Raw genomic sequence first — 15321 nt, forward strand, 5'->3', positions numbered from 1 at the left:
CCGCAATTGGTGCTTTCCCCTGACGGAAACGCCTCTGCAAGCCCAAGGTTCCGTTAGCCGGCAAGGCCCTCAATCCGGGCCGCCCGTCGCTCAGGCGGCTGGCGCTGCGACGGCGACGCCGGGCTTGGCGGTCTCCTTGCGCACGATCGGCGCCACCTTGGTGCCGTACAGTTCGATCGCCTTCATGATCTTGGCGTGCGGCATGGCGCCGATCGCCATCTGCAGCAGGAAGCGGTCATTGTTGAAGATCTTGTGCTGGGCGACGATCTTTTCCGCCACCTGCTCCGGATCGCCGACGAACAGCGCGCCGTTCGGACCACGCGACTGATCGAAATGCGCCCGCGAGGTCGGGCCCCAGCCGCGCTCGCGGCCGATGCGGTTCATCACTTCGGCCTGCGGGCCATAGAAATCGTCGGCCGCCTGTTCAGTGGTGCCGGCGATGAAGCCGTGCACATTGATGCTGGTGGCAAGGCCCGAGGGCTCGGTACCAGCCCGCCTGGCGGCATCGCGATAAATGTCGAACAGCGGTGCAAACCGCGCCGGCTCGCCGCCGATGATGGCCAGTGCCAGCGGCAAACCGAGCACGCCCGCGCGCGCCGCAGATTGCGGCGTTCCACCTATTGCGATCCAGATCGGCAATTTGTCCTGCAGCGGCCGCGGATAGACGCCGCGGTCATTGATCGACGCGCGCAGATTGCCGGACCAGGTGACTTTGACGCTGTCGCGTATGGCCAGCAGCAAATCGAGCTTTTCGGCGAACAGCTCGTCATAGTCCTCGAGATTGTAGCCGAACAGCGGGAAGGATTCGATGAACGAACCGCGCCCGGCCATGATCTCGGCCCGGCCGCCCGACAAAAGGTCGAGCGTTGCGAACTGCTGGAAGACGCGAACCGGATCGTCGGAGGACAGCACGGTGACCGCGCTGGTCAGCTTGATGCGCTTGGTGCGTTCGGCGGCAGCGGCCAGCGCCACCACCGGCGCGGACGCGGCATAGTCGGGGCGGTGATGTTCGCCCAGACCAAAGACGTCGAGGCCAACCTGGTCAGCCAGCTCGACCTCCTCGATCAGATTGCGCAGCCGCTGATGCGGGCCGATCGCGCCGGGGCCGGGCTCCGGGCTGACGTCGGCGAAAGTGTAGAGACCGAGTTCCATGGCATGTCATCCAAATGTTCTGATTTGCCGCTAGAGGTAGCGGCGAGCCGCCCCGGCCGCCAGAGGGGCGGATAGTGAACAGTGCATGTCGGTTTCGGCCGGCTTTGTTTCAGGGAAAACGCGTCTCCCGGCTGCAACAGCATAAACTTTCATGGCTGGCATACCGTTTTGGCGCTTGAACTCTCGGTTTTCGCGCGTATGTAAGCGTCGCGAATTGACTTCAGGGAAGTGGACTTGGCTATCTACAGGGAAAAAGACATTTTCGAGCGGCGCAATGCCGCGAACGAGGCAAAGAAGGCGCTTCTGGAGCGCTTCAAGTCAAAGCCGGCGGCTGATGATCCTGCGGTTCTGGCCAAACAGGCCGAACGCAAGGCGATTCTTGAGGCTCGCGAGATACGCGAGGCCGAAAAGGCCAGGCTGAAGCAGGAAAAGCTGGCACGCGAGGCGGTCGAGAAGGCCGAGCGCGAGGCAGCAGCCGAAGCGGCGCGTATTGCGGCCGAAGAGGCAGCGCAGGCTGAAGCGAAGATCAAGGAAGCCGAAGAAAACGAGCGCATTGCCCGTTTGCTGGCCGACGAAGCCGAACGCAAGGCCAAGCGCGACGCACGCTATGCGGCCCGCAAGCAGCGTACCGGCAGGACGCCTCCGGGCTTCTCCGCCCGCTAACGCTTCGATCGAAACGATCGGACATCAGGGTCGCCTTCCAGCGGCCCTGAATGTGTTTGTGCGTCGATTTCCTTGGTTGCTTTGCTCAGGCGGCGAGCTTCAGCCCCATAATGCCGCAGACGATGAGCGCAATGCAGGCGAGCCGGATGGCCGTCGCCGGCTCGCCCAGCAGCCAGATGCCAAGCAGCGCCGTGCCGACCGTGCCGATGCCGGTCCACACCGCATAGGCCGTCCCGACAGGCAGCGTCTTGAGCGCCAGGCCGAGCAACCCCAGGCTGATGATCATCGAGGCGACAGTGAGCACCGTCGGCAGCGGCTTCGAGAAGCCGTCGGTGTATTTGAGGCCGATCGCCCAGCCGATTTCGAACAGACCAGCGAAGAACAGAAAAATCCACGACATCGGGATGCACTCCTTCCATGAGGATGGCGGGGCGTCCCGGCCGGACTTTTGAGAAAGGCGCGAGGTCGTCCTCGCCGCTTCGGTATAAGCGGCTGCGCCGGTCCGATCAACAAAACGCCGGCAGCATCGTTCATGCCGCCGGCGTCAAAATCTGCGCCGAAACGGTTTGCCCGGATCTCAACCGTCCCAAGATATTGACGACCTAAGGCGGGCTTACTTTTCCTTGAGCCTCATCGCCTTCACGGGCGGCGCCTTCAGCGCCGGAGCCGCGGCGGGCTTCTTGGCGTCTTTTTTCGGCTTGCGAGCTTCCTTGCCCGCCTTCATCGCACCTTTAGCCATGATTCGTTCCTCCAGTTGCTGGGAGGCCAAGTGAAACAAGAGAAACGCCGGACTGCAAGGGGGCGGGCGTCCGTCGCCGGCGCCGGCGGGCCGCTTTCAACCGGTTTTCTAATTTGCTCGTAAACCATTCCGGTCCGTGCCATGGTTGCCTTCGCACTGCAGCATCGGCCATGCCTTCGCCCGGCGATGATCAGGAAGTGCGGTCAGGACGACAATGCGAATCCGCATCGGCAGCGAGATGAGTTTCGATTTTCCGCAGGAAACGCCGCTGATCGCGATGCTCAACGTCCACTACTCCAGGGCCTCCGATCTCGAGCGCCCGGATTTCCTGACCTCCAACCCGCCGGTGCCGATCCAGAGCTACCGCGACAGTTTCGGCAATTGGTGCAACCGTTTCGTCGCCCCGCCCGGTCGCTTCACCTTCGGCACCGATTCGGTAGTCCGCGACCCCGGCACGTTCGAGATGGGCGACCTGATGGCCTGGCAGCACGAGGTGCGCGATCTGCCGTCGGACACATTGCTCTTCCTGTTGCCGAGCCGCTTTTGCGAGAGCGATCTGCTGGCCAGCGAAGCCTGGCGGCTGTTCGGGCATACGCCGCTTGGCATTGCGCGCGTCCAGGCGGTCTGCGACTTCGTCCACAACCATATCGTCTTCAGCTACGGCAATGCGCGGCCGACCCGCACCGCGGCGGAAGCCTATCGCGAGCAAAGCGGCGTCTGCCGTGACTTTGCCCACCTCGCCGTCACCTTCTGCCGTGCGCTAAACATCCCGACCCGCTACTGCACCGGTTACATCAGCGACATCGGCCTGCCCAAACCTTGGGCGAGCATGGATTTCGCAGCCTGGATGGAGGTCTATCTCGGTGGCCGCTGGCATGTCTTTGACCCGCGCAACAATTCGCCACGCATCGGCCGCATCCTGATCGCGTCGGGTCGCGACGCCGCCGACGTGCCGCTGACCCACATCTTCGGACCGGGCACGCTGGCTGGTTTCAAGGTGTGGACGGACGAGATCATCGAATAGGGGCGTCTTTCCGCAAGCTGCCTACAAGACCCTGAACGACCGGGCGATTCGTGCGTTGTGATGCCTGTGGAGCTCGGCGGCAGGGGCGTTACATCAGGTTCCTTGGAGGGACAGCATGGCAGCACATGGCGGGTCGAAGACGGTCATCTACGCGGCGCTCGCCGGTAATCTCGCTATTGCTGTGACCAAATTCGTCGCCGCCTTCTTCACCGGCAGCTCGGCGATGCTGTCGGAAGGCGTGCACTCGCTGGTGGATACCGGCAATGGCGGGCTGCTGCTCTACGGCATGCACCGCGCCGCCCGCCCGCCGGACCGCACGCATCCGCTCGGCCATGGCCGCGAGCTGTATTTCTGGAGCTTCATTGTCGCCCTGCTCGTATTCGCGCTCGGCGCCGGCGTGTCCTTCTATGAAGGCGTCGTCCACATCATGGCGCCTGAGCCGGTCGCCAATCCCAAAATCAACTACATCGTGCTGGGCCTCTCAATGCTGTTCGAGGGCAGCTCCTGGTACGTGGCGCTGAAGGAGTTCCGCCAGCAGAAGGGCAAGCAAGGCTGGCTGCAGGCCGTGCAATCGAGCAAGGATCCGAGCGTCTACACGATCCTGTTCGAGGACAGCGCCGCCCTGCTCGGTCTGTTCGTCGCCTTCGCCGGCATATTGGCGGCCGAACTCCTCGACATGCCCGAACTCGACGGCGTCGCCTCGATCGGCATCGCGATGATCCTCGGCGCCACCGCCATCTTTCTGGCGCGCGAAAGCAAGGGATTGCTCATCGGTGAGCCGGCCTCGCCGGAAGTGCAGGCCAAGGTTCTGACCATCGCCCAGCAGGATCCGGCAGTGCAGCGGGCCAACGGCGTTCTCACCGTCCATCTCGGCCCTCGACAGATCGTCGCTGGGCTGAGCATCGAATTCGAGGACCATCTGACGGCGCCTGAGATCGAAGCCTGTGTCGAGCGCATCGAGGCGCTCTTGAAAAAAGAAATGCCGGAGATCACCAGGCTGTTCGTCAAGCCGCAGACGACCGGAACCTGGGAGCACCGGCGCAAGCAGGTCGAGGCGGCGTCGGACTAGTTCTGGACCAGCAGTCCACCGTTGGCCCCATCGCCTGGTCCCGCTAAGATCACTCGGCGGAATTCGGAGAATCAACCATGAAAATCGATGGTGGGTGTCATTGCGGCGCCATAGCTTATGAAGCAGAGGTCGACCCGGAAAAGACCTCTATCTGTCATTGCACCGACTGCCAGCAACTGACCGGCACCGCCTTTCGTGTCACTGTTCCCGCGCCTGAGGATCATTATAGGATCACCAAGGGAACACCGAAGGTTTATATCAAGACGGGATCGAGCGGCGCCAAGCGTGCCCAGGCGTTCTGCGGCGACTGCGGTTCGCATCTTTACGCAACGTCGGTTGGCGACGGGCCGAAGGTCTATGGGATCAGGGCGGGGACCGCGCGGCAACGCGAGGATCTCGTTCCGACCCAACAGAAATGGCACCGATCGGCCCTGCACTGGCTTCCGGAATTCGAGGGCGTAAGCATCGTAGAGGCGCAGTAGCACCTGCCTCCCGGTTAAACGCGGCCCAAACCAGCCAATAATGTGCTAGGCTAGCCACCAACGGATGGCGGGGGATAGCAATGTCGGAAACGGACAAAGTGTTTGCCGGCTCGATTCCGGAAAACTACGACCGCTACATGGTGCCGCTGATCTTCGAGCCGTTCGCCGCGGATTTGGCACGACGGGCAGCGTCCTTGTCGCCCGGCGCCGTCCTGGAAGTCGCCGCCGGCACCGGCGTTGTCACCCGCGCATTGGCTCCAAAACTGTCTCCCGGCGCAAGCTATGTCGTGACCGACCTCAACCAGCCTATGCTCGACTACGCGGCCTCGCGACAAGCTCCCGACAGTCGTATACAATGGCGTCAGGCGGATGCTCTGGCGCTGCCGTTCGAAGATGCGGCTTTCGATCTCGTTTGCTGTCAGTTCGGCGCGATGTTCTTTCCCGACCGAGCCGCCGGCTATCGCGAAGCAAAGCGGGTCCTGAAGACCGGCGGCCATTTCCTGTTCAACGTGTGGGATCGCATCGAAGAGAATGTATTCGCCAATGATGTGACGAATGCTCTTGCGGAGATTTTTCCCAACGATCCGCCCCGCTTTCTCGCCCGCACGCCGCACGGCTACAATGACATTGCATTGATCCGCGGCGAGTTGGAAGCCGCAGGTTTCTCCCGTGTGGTGATCGACACGAGGGCCGAACAAAGCCGTGCCTCCTCGCCGCGCCTTCCGGCGGTTGCCTATTGCCAGGGAACTCCGCTTCGCAACGAAATCGAGGCTAGAGGAAAACTGGAAGCCGCAACCGATCACGCCGCGTCCGTGATTGCAGCCAGACACGGCAGCGGCGAGGTTGCGGCCAAGATCCAGGCGCACGTGATCGTGGCTACGGTCTAATGCATGGCGCCCAGAAGTGTGCCGCGGTTCTGGGACAACGACATGCATTAAAACAAAGACTTTTAAAGCGCGTCGTATGAATCCGTTCAGCGCGACGCGCTTTAATCGTCGCCTTCGACGACACGCAGCCTGAGCTGCCCCGTCTTGGAATCCGCCACCCGCACCCCGGCTTCGGCCTTGGCGGGTCCGCCACCGCGCACTTCGGCTTCGCTTTCGCCAAACTCCAGCGCTTCGATCTTTTGGCCGCGCTTGGTCACCTTCGACGTCGACACCAGTATCTCGTCGATATCCTTGGCCGACTGGCCAAAATGCGTCTGCAACCGGCGCACGCGTTCGTCGACGCGCGCGACGTCTTCCATCAGCCGGATCACCTCGCCCTGGATCAGATGCGCCTGTTCGCGCATGCGGGCGTCCTTGAGGATGGCCTGGATGACCTGGATCGACAGCATCAAAAGCGACGGCGAGACGATGATGACACGCGCCCGGTGCGCCTTCTGGACCACGGCGTCAAAATTCTCGTGGATTTCGGCGAACACCGATTCCGACGGCACGAACATGAAGGCGGTGTCCTGCGTCTCGCCCTGGATCAGGTATTTTTCCGAGATATCGCGGACGTGAATTTCGATGTCGCGGCGGAAAGCCTGGGCCGCGATCTTCTGTTGTTCGGCGCCATCGGCGGCGCGGATGGCGTTCCAGGCTTCCAGCGGAAACTTGGCGTCGATGGCAAGCTGCGGCGCACCGTTCGGCATCCTGACCAGGCAGTCGGGACGGCTGCCGTTTGACAGCGTTGCCTGGAACTCGTAGGCGCCCATCGGAAGGCCGTCGGCGACGATCGCCTCCATGCGCGACTGGCCGAAGGCGCCGCGCGTCTGCTTGTTGGACAGGATCGCCTGCAATTGCACGACCTGGCCGGCCAGCGACTGAATGTTGCCTTGCGCGGTGTCGATGACCGCCAGCCGTTCCTGCAGTTTGGCGAGGCTCTCATGCGTCGATTTGGTCTGTTCGGTCATGGTTTGACCGAGCCTGCCGGTCATGGCGTCGAGGCGCTGGCCGATCGACTGGTTGAGTTCGGCCTGCCTTGCGCCGAACACGTCGGCGATGGCGCCCATGCGGCCCTGCATCTCGGCCTGGCTTTGCAAAATGCCGGCCATCCGCGCCTCGGCGTCGCGGGCGTGGTCGGCAGCTTCCGCCGCGGCGATGGTGCGCGCCTTGGCCGATCGCCACAGCGCCACGACAAGCGCCAGGAACAGGCCGAGAAACACCAGCGCGCCGATGGCCAGTGCATGGCCGAGCGTGATCGTCGTAGCGCCAAGCCGGGCAACGGGTTCGGAAAGGATGGTGCTCAGGTCGTTCATCCCGCCAGCATAGCCGATTCGCAGACCTGGCACAGATCAAAACGTGAACGAGACCGATTCGCACCGGTTGACGCTTCTCCTGCGACGTTTTAGGTGAGGCGCCATGTCGATCAAGCCGCTCATCATCCTTCCCGATCCTATCCTGCGCCAGGTTTCCAAACCGGTCGAACGCGTCGACGCGCCTTTGCGCAAACTGGCTGACGACATGCTGGCGACGATGTATGATGCGCCGGGCATCGGCTTGGCCGCAATCCAGATCGGCGAGCCGCTGCGCATGCTGGTCATCGACCTCGCCAAGGAAGACGAGCCGCCGGCGCCGCATGTCTTCATCAATCCCGAAATCCTCGAAAGCGCCGACGCTCGCTCGGTCTACGAGGAAGGCTGCCTGTCGATCCCGGACTATTACGCCGAGGTCGAGCGTCCCGCCTCGGTGCGCGTGAAATATCTCGACCGCGACGGCAAGCTGCAGGAGATCGAGGCCGAAGGCCTGATGGCGACCTGCCTGCAGCACGAGATCGACCATCTCAACGGTGTGCTGTTCATCGACCACATCTCGAAGCTGAAGCGCGACATGGTGGTCAAGAAGTTCAAGAAGCTCGCCAAGGACAAGGCGCCGGGCAAGCTGGTGGGATAGGGAAGATGCCGCTTCGCGTCATCTTCATGGGCACGCCAGAGTTTTCGGTGCCGGTGCTGCGCGCGATTGCCGAGGCCGAGCACGAGATAGCAGCCGTCTACACCCAGCCGCCGCGCGCCGCCGGCCGCCGCGGTCTGGAGCTCACACCGTCGCCGGTGCAGCGCGAGGCTGAGCGGCTGGGCATCGAAGTGCGCACGCCGCTGTCGCTGAAGGGCGAGGGCGAGCAAGCTGCTTTCCATGCGTTGCGTGCCGATGTCGCAGTCGTCGTCGCGTATGGTTTGCTGTTGCCGAAGGCTATTCTGGAGGCTCCGCGCCTCGGCTGCCTCAATGGCCACGCCTCGCTTTTGCCGCGTTGGCGTGGTGCAGCTCCCATCCAGCGAGCCATTATGGCCGGCGACGTCGAAACCGGCATGATGGTGATGCGCATGGAAGAGGGCCTGGACACCGGTCCGGTGGCACTGGTTGAAAAATGCGCCATAGAGCCCGACATGACGGCCGGCGATCTGCACGACCGCTTGATGAATATTGCTGCCACGCTGATGGTGGAAGCGCTGTCCCGATTGGAGACAAATACCCTGGCATCGACTTTGCAGGCGGCTGACGGGGTGACCTACGCCAGGAAAATCGATAAGTCGGAGACACGTCTGGACTGGACGCGCCCGGCTGCGGAGGTCCACAATCACATTCGCGGCCTGTCGCCATTTCCCGGCGCCTGGTGCGAGGCCGACATCGGCGGCCGCACGGAACGGCTGAAACTGCTTCGCTCGACGCTTTTGGAAGGCACGCTTTCTGAAAGCATGGGCGAGTCGGGAGGAATTCTCGATGACCGGCTGACGGTCGCCTGCGGGTCGGGCGCGGTCAGGCTGGTCGAAGTTCAACGGGCGGGCGGAAAGCCCGCTGCCGCGCAGGAGTTTCTGCGCGGGGCCAAGATCGAAAAAGGAATGAAGTTCTCATGAGCATGATGTCGATACGCGGCGCGACGCCGCGGGACCGCGAGGCCATACGCCTGGTCGAGGAACACGCATTCGGCCAGCAGGCGGAGGCCGGGCTGGTCGACGCTCTGGTCACCGGCGGCGACGCCGTTGTCGAACTGGTGGCGGAAGAAGACGGCCAGGTGGTCGGCCACATCCTGTTTTCCAGGCTGTTCGTCCAGAACGGCGGCAAGCAGTTTGCAGCCGTGGCGCTGGCGCCGTTGGCGGTGGAACCTTCGTTCCACGGCTCGGGCATTGGCGGTGCGCTGATCCGCGAGGCGCATATCCGCCTCAGGGATGGCGGCGAGACGCTCGCCGTTGTGTTGGGCGATCCGGCCTATTACGGCCGCTTCGGCTACAGCCATGCGCGCGCCGAAAAGTTCGAGAGCGAATATCAGGGCGAAGCGCTGCAGGCGCTGGCCTGGGGTGACGCACCCGAAAAAGGCAAACTGGTCTACGCCCAGGCCTTTACCGCACTCGCCGCCTGAACGAAGGGTGTATGCCGCGTTTTCGTCTCGATATCGAATATGACGGCAGCCTCTTCGCCGGCTGGCAACACCAGGCGGATCAGCCTTCGGTGCAGCAGGCGATAGAGCAGGCGATCGAGAAATTTTGCGGTGAGGCGGTGCGGATACGCGCCGCCGGCCGCACCGACGCCGGCGTGCATGCGACCGCCCAGGTGGCGCATGTCGACCTCGCCAAGGCATGGCCAAACGACAAGGTGCGCGACGCCGTCAACGCGCACCTGCAGGCGGCAGGTGCGCGCATCGCCATCCTGCAGGCCACGGTTGTCCCCAATGAGTTCGACGCCCGTTTCTCGGCCACCGGACGGCACTATCTCTACCGCATCCTCAACCGGCGCGCGCCTGCAGCGATGGAAAAGGGCAAGGTCTGGTGGGTGCCGAAGCGGCTCGATGCGGACGCCATGCACGAAGCGGCGAAAGTCCTGCTCGGCCGACATGACTTTACCACCTTCCGCTCGACGCAATGCCAGGCCAATAGTCCGGTGCGGACGCTGGAGCGGCTCGATGTAAGCCGCCAGGGCGACCTGATCGAAGTCAGGGCCTCGGCGCGCTCTTTCCTGCACAACCAGGTGCGCTCCATGGTCGGTTCGCTGAAACGCGTCGGCGACGGCGGCTGGACCGCCGCCGACCTCAAGGCCGCGCTCGCTGCACAAGACCGCGCCGCCTGCGGCCAGGTGGCGCCGCCCGACGGGCTTTTTCTCGTCGGTGTAGACTATCCGGAAAAGTTCTAGGCCGGAGCGGCGGTCGGCACAGTGATGCCGAGCAGCGCCACCAGGCCGAACAACACGGCCAGAGACACCACCAACATGCCTGCGAACACGGCGCTGCCGACAGCCGCGCCCTTGCCGATCGCGGCGTTGGTCATCCGCCAGGAGAGTACCAGCGAAAGCACCACCAGAACCAGCCACACCAATTCGGCAACCGGGTTGCCGGACGGCAGGAAAAGCCTGATCAGCGCTGAAGGCAGCAGCATCCAGGCGGTGATCGCCGACGCCCAGTTGCTGGCGACGACATAGTGGACGAAGCGGTCGCCAATGCCGGCGCGCGATGCGACCAGGGCAAGCACAAACAGGGGCAGCAGCCACGAGCCGAGGTCGACGGTCGCCAGGCGAACCAACATGCCCAGCCGACCGGCGAACGCATCGGGATCGCCGATCTCGTTGGCCGTGCCGACCCACCCGACGATCATCGCCGGCGCGGCGACGACGATGGCGAAGAAGGAATTCCAGAAGCCGTCCGCCGAAAGGTCGAGCAGCCGCAAGCCGTCGGCCTTTCCGAGCATCAGCCGCCAGGCGCCGTTAAGCGATGAAGAGGTCTCGTCAACCGAAAGCATGATCAGCCCTGCTCGAACCAGTCATCGATGAAGCGCTGGTAGATTTGGGTCAGCGTCTCGAGGTCGGCCAGTGCGACGCGCTCGTCGACCATGTGCATGGTCTTGCCGACCAGGCCGAACTCGACCACCGGGCAATAGTCCTTGATGAAACGCGCATCCGAGGTTCCGCCCGAGGTGGACAGCGCCGGCTCCTTGCCGACCGTCGCCTTGATCGAGCCGCGCAGCGTCCCGATCAGCTTGTCGTCGCGCGTCAGGAAGACATGGCTCGGCCGGTCGCGCCAGATCAACTCGTAGTCGACCGGCGTCTTGCCGGTCCGGTATTTCTTGCGCTTCGCCGCCTGGTCGAGGCGGTTATGGATCTCGGCCTGCACCGTCTCGGCAGTCCATGTGTCGTTGAAGCGGATGTTGAAGGTGGCTGTCGCCTTGGCCGGAATAACATTGGTCGCGGGGTTGCCGACATCGATCGAGGTCACTTCCAGATTGGTCGGCTGAAAATCCTTCGTGCCCTTGTCGAAGACGGGCGACAGCAAGGCGTCGACCAGGCTGATCAGGCCGCGCACCGGATTGTCGGCGAGCAATGGATAGGCGACATGGCCCTGGCGGCCGTTGACCGTGACACTGCCCGACATCGAGCCACGCCGGCCGATCTTGATCATGTCGCCGAGCGTGTCCGGATTGGTCGGCTCGCCAACGATCGCGGCGTCCCATCTCTCGCCCCTGGCCGCCGCCCAGTCGAGCAGTTTTGTCGTCCCGTTGATCGCCGGCCCCTCCTCGTCGCCGGTAATCAGCAGCGAGACCGAGCCTTTCGGACCACCCTTTTTCTCGACATGGCGCGCCACGGCGGCGATGAAACAGGCGATGCCGCCCTTCATGTCGACGGCGCCGCGGCCATACATCTCGCCCTTGGCGATCTCGGCGGCGAAGGGCGGATGCGTCCACGACGCCTCGTCGCCCGCCGGCACCACGTCGGTATGGCCGGCAAACATCAGATGCGGCCCATTGCCGGAGCGACGCGCGTAGAGGTTCTCGATGTCGGGGGTGCCGTCTTCGGAAAACACCGGGCGTTCGACGGAAAAGCCGAGCGGCTTCAGCATGCCTTCCAGGGCAGCCAGCGCGCCGCCCTCGGCGGGCGTTACGGAGGCGCAGCGTATGAGGGTCGCGAGGTTGGCGGCGGGATCGGTCGGCAGTTTCATGGGCAAAGCGATAGTCGAAAGCGAAAGGCCTGTCACGGCCAGAGATGATGACCGGTCCTGCCGCCGACATTATGGTTTTCCTGTCGTATAGTGCAGGCCAACACGAGATAATCGCATGGCCAACGCCGAAAAGACCATCGTCATTGCCGGCGCCGGCAGCATAGGCTGCTATGTCGGCGGCTGCCTGGCGCTGGCCGGACGCAAGGTGGTGTTTTTGGCGCGGCCAAGCATCGCGACGGTCTTGCTGGACGGCGGCCTGCGCATCACCGATCTCGATAATCGCGACCGATCCATCCGGCCGGAGTCCGTCACCACTGATCCCGCCGCTGCCCTGGCCAGTGCCGACGTGGTGCTGGTGACGGTCAAGAACGGCGCTACCGAGGAGATGGCGTCGCTTGTTGCCGGACATGCGCGCGGCGAAGTCGTGGTGGTCAGCCTCCAGAACGGCGTCGGCAATGCCGACCGGTTACGCGCCGGGCTCGGTGGACGGACTGTGCTCGCCGGCATGGTGCCGTTCAATGTCGTCCAGTCGGCCATAGGCAATTTGCCGCTTCACGTGCATCGCGCCAGCAACGGCAAGGTCATGATCGAAGATGGCGTGACCGGCCTTGCCGGCCTTCTCGATGTCGAAGGGCTTGGCGTGGAAACCCATCCCGACATGAAAGCCGTGCAGTGGGGCAAGCTGCTGATCAACCTCAACAACGCGCTTGTCGCCTTGTCCGGCCTGCCGCTGGCGAGCGAACTTGCCGACCGCCGCTGGCGGCGGATCCTGGCCGGTCAGATCGACGAGGCCCTGGCGGCGATGAAGGCGTTACATATCGCGCCGGCACGAATCGGCGGCTTGCATCCCGTCCTGCTGCCGAAACTGCTCCGGCTGCCGGACTGGCTGTTCCGGCTGGTCGCCCGCCGCATGCTCGCCATCGACCCGCAGGCGCGTTCGTCGATGTGGGACGACCTCCAGCGTGGTCGGCCGACCGAGATCGGTGACCTGCAGGGGGCGGTCCTGAGCCTCGCCGAAAAGGCCGGCACGCCGGCGCCTCTGCTGAAGCGGGTCACCGTGCTGGTGCGGCAGGCCGAGCGGGAAAAGCGCGGCTCACCCGGGCTGACGCCGGAAACCGTCACTGGATAGTCTACTTGCCGCGAGCCTCGGGCCTTGGCCCGCAAAATAGGCGCGTAGGCCCGCCGCGTCACAGCTTTGGTGCGCGCCTCGGAGCCGGCGCTTTGCTCGCCGAGCCTGGCGCCGGCAGGGGCTGCGCAGCCGGGTGGTTCTCGATCAGCGTGATCTTCTGCCAGATCTTGCGCGACAGGTTGGACGCCAGGTTCTCGACGTCGTTGACGCCGTCGATGACCACATCGTCATTGACCGACTGCGCAAACAGCGCCGCGATCTTGCCGGTGATCGACAGCATCTCCGAGCAATAGTCGAGGTAGCGCGCCAGGTCGGCGGCATTGGTGATGCGCGCCGGCGAATGCGCGGTCGGCCTGAAATTGGCGGACAATGCTGCCGGATCCTTGGTCAGCTGGTGCATGTCGATGACATGGATCAGCGATCTCAACCCATGCAGCTGGCGAAACACCCGCTTGCGCTTGATGCGCTCCTCGGTGCGGATCAGCGCCAGCAGGCCGAGCACGGCAAGGATCATCATGTTGATCGTGGCTTCGATGCCTTGCACCGACTGCACCGCATCGTCGGCCTGCGAGATATGGATGAGCGGCAGGATGGTGCCGACGAACAGGAAGATCAGCGCGCCGGCGGCAACTGCGGCGACGATGGCGCCGCGCAGCCACCAGATCGGCGCTTCCAGCGCCTGCGCCGCCTTGGCCAGGTCGCGCGACAGCGACACCAGTTCGGCGGCGACGCCGCGCAGGCCGGCATCGGGAAAACGCTCGGCGACGCGCTCTTCCAGCCGCTCGGCGGTGTCGATGATCAGTTTCGGATCAAGCGTGCGGTAGCGCATGGCGAGATATCCGGTCGGCGCTCATGGTTCAGCCGGCGCGTTGCTGCGCTTGCCGTAGCGGTTCGGACCGGGGTCACCCCGGAAACACGCTAGAACGATGAGAAGAATGGGGCCGATGATAAGAGAGATCAACGCGTAATAAGTCGGCTTGCCGAAATCATGAAACCGCTTTGCGGTTACCGCAAAGCTCGACCATGTCGAGATCAGCAAAACGACCCAGAACACAAGTGCCCAGTTCTGGCTGGTTGCGGTGCCGGGTTCCAGTCTCGACAACTGGTAGAGCGGGAAAAACTGTGCAAGCACCAGCAGCAGCCCGGCGAGCACGTAGGCACTTGGGCTGACGCGCCCTGAGAGGCTGAAGAAAAGCCAGGGAAGTGGTGGTGTGTTGGGCAATCTGGAGCGCTCTGGTTGCTCGGACAGGATCAATCACGCAGCAGTTCGTTGATCGAGGTTTTCGACCGGGTCTTGGCATCGACGCGCTTGACGATGACGGCGCAGTAGAGGCCAGGGCCCGGCTCGTTGTTCGGAAAGGCCTTGCCCGGCATCGAGCCGGCGACGACGACCGAATTCGGCGGCACCTCGCCATAAAACACTTCGCCGGTGGCGCGGTCGACGATCTTGGTCGACTGGCCGATGAACACACCCATTCCGAGCACCGAGCCTTCGCGCACGATGCAGCCCTCGACCACTTCGGAGCGCGCGCCGATGAAGCAATTGTCCTCGATGATGGTCGGGCCGGCCTGCATCGGCTCCAGCACCCCGCCGATGCCTACGCCGCCCGAGAGGTGCACATTCTTGCCGATCTGGGCGCAGGAGCCGACCGAGGCCCAGGTGTCGACCATGGTGCCGCTATCGACATAGGCGCCGACATTGACGAAGGACGGCATCAGCACCGCGCCCGGCGCGACATAGGCCGAGCGGCGCACGATCGAAGACGGCACGGCGCGGAAGCCTGCCTTCTCGAAATCGACCGCGCTCCAGCCGTCGAACTTCGACGCCACCTTGTCCCACCAGACCGCCTGGCCGGGGCCGCCCTTGATGATCTCCATCGGATAGAGCCGGAACGAGAGCAGCACCGCCTTCTTCAGCCATTGGTTGACATGCCATTTGCCATCGGCCTGGCGCTCGGCAACGCGCACGGTGCCACGGTCGAGCAGGTCGAGTGAGGACTGGATGGCGTCGCGCGTTTCGCCCCGAGTCGCGGTCGAAATCGTGTCGCGCTCCTCGAAGGCCTTCTCGATCGTCTTTTCGAGGCTGGCCAGATCAGGCTTCGACATGAATTCGCTCCGTTACCACGCTGTTAAGGCCGTCGGCCTTAACCTTGTTTTGAAAGTCGC

At 63.8% G+C, this 15321-nt stretch carries 19 protein-coding genes; 10 read left to right on the top strand and 9 right to left on the bottom strand.

Annotated features, from left to right (window positions below; translation table 11 throughout):
- Positions 1 to 90 precede the first annotated feature (90 nt).
- Entirely contained in the window at positions 91 to 1152 is a 1062-nt protein-coding gene (locus NKI10_RS22680) for an LLM class flavin-dependent oxidoreductase (protein ID WP_352862052.1), read from the bottom strand.
- Positions 1153 to 1386: 234 nt separating this feature from the next.
- Here NKI10_RS22680 and NKI10_RS22685 point away from each other — a divergent pair, with 234 nt between their 5' ends.
- On the top strand, positions 1387 to 1815 hold the full coding sequence (locus NKI10_RS22685; protein WP_023673205.1) for a DUF6481 family protein: 429 nt from the start codon (positions 1387 to 1389) through the stop codon (positions 1813 to 1815).
- An 85-nt stretch (positions 1816 to 1900) separates the two neighbouring features.
- Here NKI10_RS22685 and sugE read toward each other — a convergent pair whose 3' ends face one another.
- Together sugE and NKI10_RS22695 are read right to left on the bottom strand one after the other, a co-directional pair.
- The gene (sugE, locus tag NKI10_RS22690) at positions 1901 to 2215 is read right to left on the bottom strand and encodes a quaternary ammonium compound efflux SMR transporter SugE (RefSeq protein ID WP_023681326.1); all 315 of its coding nucleotides are present in this window, start codon (positions 2213 to 2215) and stop codon (positions 1901 to 1903) included.
- A 213-nt stretch (positions 2216 to 2428) separates the two neighbouring features.
- Positions 2429 to 2554, bottom strand: coding sequence for a hypothetical protein (locus tag NKI10_RS22695; protein ID WP_006200611.1), 126 nt, complete (start codon positions 2552 to 2554; stop codon positions 2429 to 2431).
- 214 nt (positions 2555 to 2768) lie between these two features.
- On the opposite strand from NKI10_RS22695, the gene NKI10_RS22700 reads away from it, so the two are divergent.
- The 4 genes from NKI10_RS22700 (at position 2769) to NKI10_RS22715 (ending at position 6016) form a co-directional block, all read left to right on the top strand.
- Positions 2769 to 3578 carry a transglutaminase-like domain-containing protein gene (locus NKI10_RS22700; RefSeq protein ID WP_027049053.1) on the top strand — a complete coding sequence of 270 codons (810 nt, stop codon included), beginning with the start codon at positions 2769 to 2771 and terminating at the stop codon, positions 3576 to 3578.
- Positions 3579 to 3693: 115 nt separating this feature from the next.
- Positions 3694 to 4647, top strand: a complete 954-nt coding sequence (locus NKI10_RS22705) for a cation diffusion facilitator family transporter (RefSeq protein WP_023703803.1) — start codon at positions 3694 to 3696, stop codon at positions 4645 to 4647.
- Between the two features lie 77 nt (positions 4648 to 4724).
- Positions 4725 to 5129 (top strand): GFA family protein, encoded by a 405-nt coding sequence (locus NKI10_RS22710; protein WP_023703802.1) that lies wholly within the window; start codon positions 4725 to 4727, stop codon positions 5127 to 5129.
- A gap of 80 nt (positions 5130 to 5209) precedes the next feature.
- Positions 5210 to 6016 (top strand): class I SAM-dependent methyltransferase, encoded by an 807-nt coding sequence (locus tag NKI10_RS22715; RefSeq protein WP_023703801.1) that lies wholly within the window; start codon positions 5210 to 5212, stop codon positions 6014 to 6016.
- Between the two features lie 101 nt (positions 6017 to 6117).
- Here NKI10_RS22715 and NKI10_RS22720 read toward each other — a convergent pair whose 3' ends face one another.
- Positions 6118 to 7371: a DNA recombination protein RmuC gene (locus NKI10_RS22720; protein WP_023673212.1), complete on the bottom strand. Its 1254-nt coding sequence runs from the start codon at positions 7369 to 7371 to the stop codon at positions 6118 to 6120.
- Positions 7372 to 7474: 103 nt separating this feature from the next.
- Here NKI10_RS22720 and def point away from each other — a divergent pair, with 103 nt between their 5' ends.
- The 4 genes from def to truA are packed head-to-tail and all read left to right on the top strand — an operon-like array spanning position 7475 to position 10231.
- Positions 7475 to 8005 (top strand): peptide deformylase, encoded by a 531-nt coding sequence (def, locus tag NKI10_RS22725; RefSeq protein ID WP_023673213.1) that lies wholly within the window; start codon positions 7475 to 7477, stop codon positions 8003 to 8005.
- Positions 8006 to 8010: 5 nt separating this feature from the next.
- Positions 8011 to 8961, top strand: coding sequence for a methionyl-tRNA formyltransferase (gene fmt / locus NKI10_RS22730; protein ID WP_352862054.1), 951 nt, complete (start codon positions 8011 to 8013; stop codon positions 8959 to 8961).
- Entirely contained in the window at positions 8958 to 9464 is a 507-nt protein-coding gene (locus NKI10_RS22735) for a GNAT family N-acetyltransferase (protein ID WP_023673215.1), read from the top strand. Before fmt ends, NKI10_RS22735 begins: the two co-directional genes overlap by 4 nt.
- An 11-nt stretch (positions 9465 to 9475) precedes the next feature.
- Positions 9476 to 10231 (top strand): tRNA pseudouridine(38-40) synthase TruA, encoded by a 756-nt coding sequence (gene truA, locus NKI10_RS22740; protein ID WP_023681338.1) that lies wholly within the window; start codon positions 9476 to 9478, stop codon positions 10229 to 10231.
- Here truA and NKI10_RS22745 read toward each other — a convergent pair.
- Positions 10228 to 10833, bottom strand: coding sequence for a hypothetical protein (locus NKI10_RS22745; protein ID WP_023687473.1), 606 nt, complete (start codon positions 10831 to 10833; stop codon positions 10228 to 10230). The genes truA and NKI10_RS22745 overlap by 4 nt on opposite strands.
- A gap of 2 nt (positions 10834 to 10835) precedes the next feature.
- Positions 10836 to 12026, bottom strand: coding sequence for a succinyl-diaminopimelate desuccinylase (dapE, locus tag NKI10_RS22750; RefSeq protein WP_352862057.1), 1191 nt, complete (start codon positions 12024 to 12026; stop codon positions 10836 to 10838).
- Positions 12027 to 12141: 115 nt separating this feature from the next.
- Between dapE and NKI10_RS22755 the strand changes: the two genes are divergently transcribed.
- On the top strand, positions 12142 to 13155 hold the full coding sequence (locus NKI10_RS22755; protein ID WP_023693000.1) for a 2-dehydropantoate 2-reductase: 1014 nt from the start codon (positions 12142 to 12144) through the stop codon (positions 13153 to 13155).
- Positions 13156 to 13213: 58 nt separating this feature from the next.
- Here NKI10_RS22755 and NKI10_RS22760 read toward each other — a convergent pair whose 3' ends face one another.
- Genes NKI10_RS22760 through dapD form a run of 3 tightly spaced genes read right to left on the bottom strand, consistent with a single transcriptional unit; the run spans position 13214 to position 15261 of the window.
- On the bottom strand, positions 13214 to 13984 hold the full coding sequence (locus NKI10_RS22760; RefSeq protein ID WP_023732758.1) for a hypothetical protein: 771 nt from the start codon (positions 13982 to 13984) through the stop codon (positions 13214 to 13216).
- 21 nt (positions 13985 to 14005) lie between these two features.
- Positions 14006 to 14410, bottom strand: a complete 405-nt coding sequence (locus NKI10_RS22765) for a DUF805 domain-containing protein (protein ID WP_081725464.1) — start codon at positions 14408 to 14410, stop codon at positions 14006 to 14008.
- Positions 14407 to 15261, bottom strand: coding sequence for a 2,3,4,5-tetrahydropyridine-2,6-dicarboxylate N-succinyltransferase (dapD, locus tag NKI10_RS22770; RefSeq protein WP_023673222.1), 855 nt, complete (start codon positions 15259 to 15261; stop codon positions 14407 to 14409). The genes NKI10_RS22765 and dapD overlap by 4 nt, the downstream gene beginning before the upstream one ends.
- Positions 15262 to 15321 lie beyond the last annotated feature (60 nt).

This window comes from Mesorhizobium sp. M0802 (assembly GCF_040320115.1).
Lineage (GTDB): Bacteria > Pseudomonadota > Alphaproteobacteria > Rhizobiales > Rhizobiaceae > Mesorhizobium.

Excerpts from the sequence above, each read along its gene's own strand:
- NKI10_RS22680 (WP_352862052.1), bottom strand. The coding sequence starts at position 1,152 with ATGGAACTCGGTCTCTACACTTTCGCCGACGTCAGCCCGGAGCCCGGC.
- sugE (WP_023681326.1), bottom strand. The coding sequence starts at position 2,215 with ATGTCGTGGATTTTTCTGTTCTTCGCTGGTCTGTTCGAAATCGGCTGG.
- NKI10_RS22695 (WP_006200611.1), bottom strand. The coding sequence starts at position 2,554 with ATGGCTAAAGGTGCGATGAAGGCGGGCAAGGAAGCTCGCAAGCCGAAA.
- NKI10_RS22700 (WP_027049053.1), top strand. The coding sequence starts at position 2,769 with ATGCGAATCCGCATCGGCAGCGAGATGAGTTTCGATTTTCCGCAGGAA.
- NKI10_RS22705 (WP_023703803.1), top strand. The coding sequence starts at position 3,694 with ATGGCAGCACATGGCGGGTCGAAGACGGTCATCTACGCGGCGCTCGCC.
- NKI10_RS22710 (WP_023703802.1), top strand. The coding sequence starts at position 4,725 with ATGAAAATCGATGGTGGGTGTCATTGCGGCGCCATAGCTTATGAAGCA.
- NKI10_RS22715 (WP_023703801.1), top strand. The coding sequence starts at position 5,210 with ATGTCGGAAACGGACAAAGTGTTTGCCGGCTCGATTCCGGAAAACTAC.
- NKI10_RS22720 (WP_023673212.1), bottom strand. The coding sequence starts at position 7,371 with ATGAACGACCTGAGCACCATCCTTTCCGAACCCGTTGCCCGGCTTGGC.
- def (WP_023673213.1), top strand. The coding sequence starts at position 7,475 with ATGTCGATCAAGCCGCTCATCATCCTTCCCGATCCTATCCTGCGCCAG.
- fmt (WP_352862054.1), top strand. The coding sequence starts at position 8,011 with ATGCCGCTTCGCGTCATCTTCATGGGCACGCCAGAGTTTTCGGTGCCG.
- NKI10_RS22735 (WP_023673215.1), top strand. The coding sequence starts at position 8,958 with ATGAGCATGATGTCGATACGCGGCGCGACGCCGCGGGACCGCGAGGCC.
- truA (WP_023681338.1), top strand. The coding sequence starts at position 9,476 with ATGCCGCGTTTTCGTCTCGATATCGAATATGACGGCAGCCTCTTCGCC.
- NKI10_RS22745 (WP_023687473.1), bottom strand. The coding sequence starts at position 10,833 with ATGCTTTCGGTTGACGAGACCTCTTCATCGCTTAACGGCGCCTGGCGG.
- dapE (WP_352862057.1), bottom strand. The coding sequence starts at position 12,026 with ATGAAACTGCCGACCGATCCCGCCGCCAACCTCGCGACCCTCATACGC.
- NKI10_RS22755 (WP_023693000.1), top strand. The coding sequence starts at position 12,142 with ATGGCCAACGCCGAAAAGACCATCGTCATTGCCGGCGCCGGCAGCATA.
- NKI10_RS22760 (WP_023732758.1), bottom strand. The coding sequence starts at position 13,984 with ATGCGCTACCGCACGCTTGATCCGAAACTGATCATCGACACCGCCGAG.
- dapD (WP_023673222.1), bottom strand. The coding sequence starts at position 15,261 with ATGTCGAAGCCTGATCTGGCCAGCCTCGAAAAGACGATCGAGAAGGCC.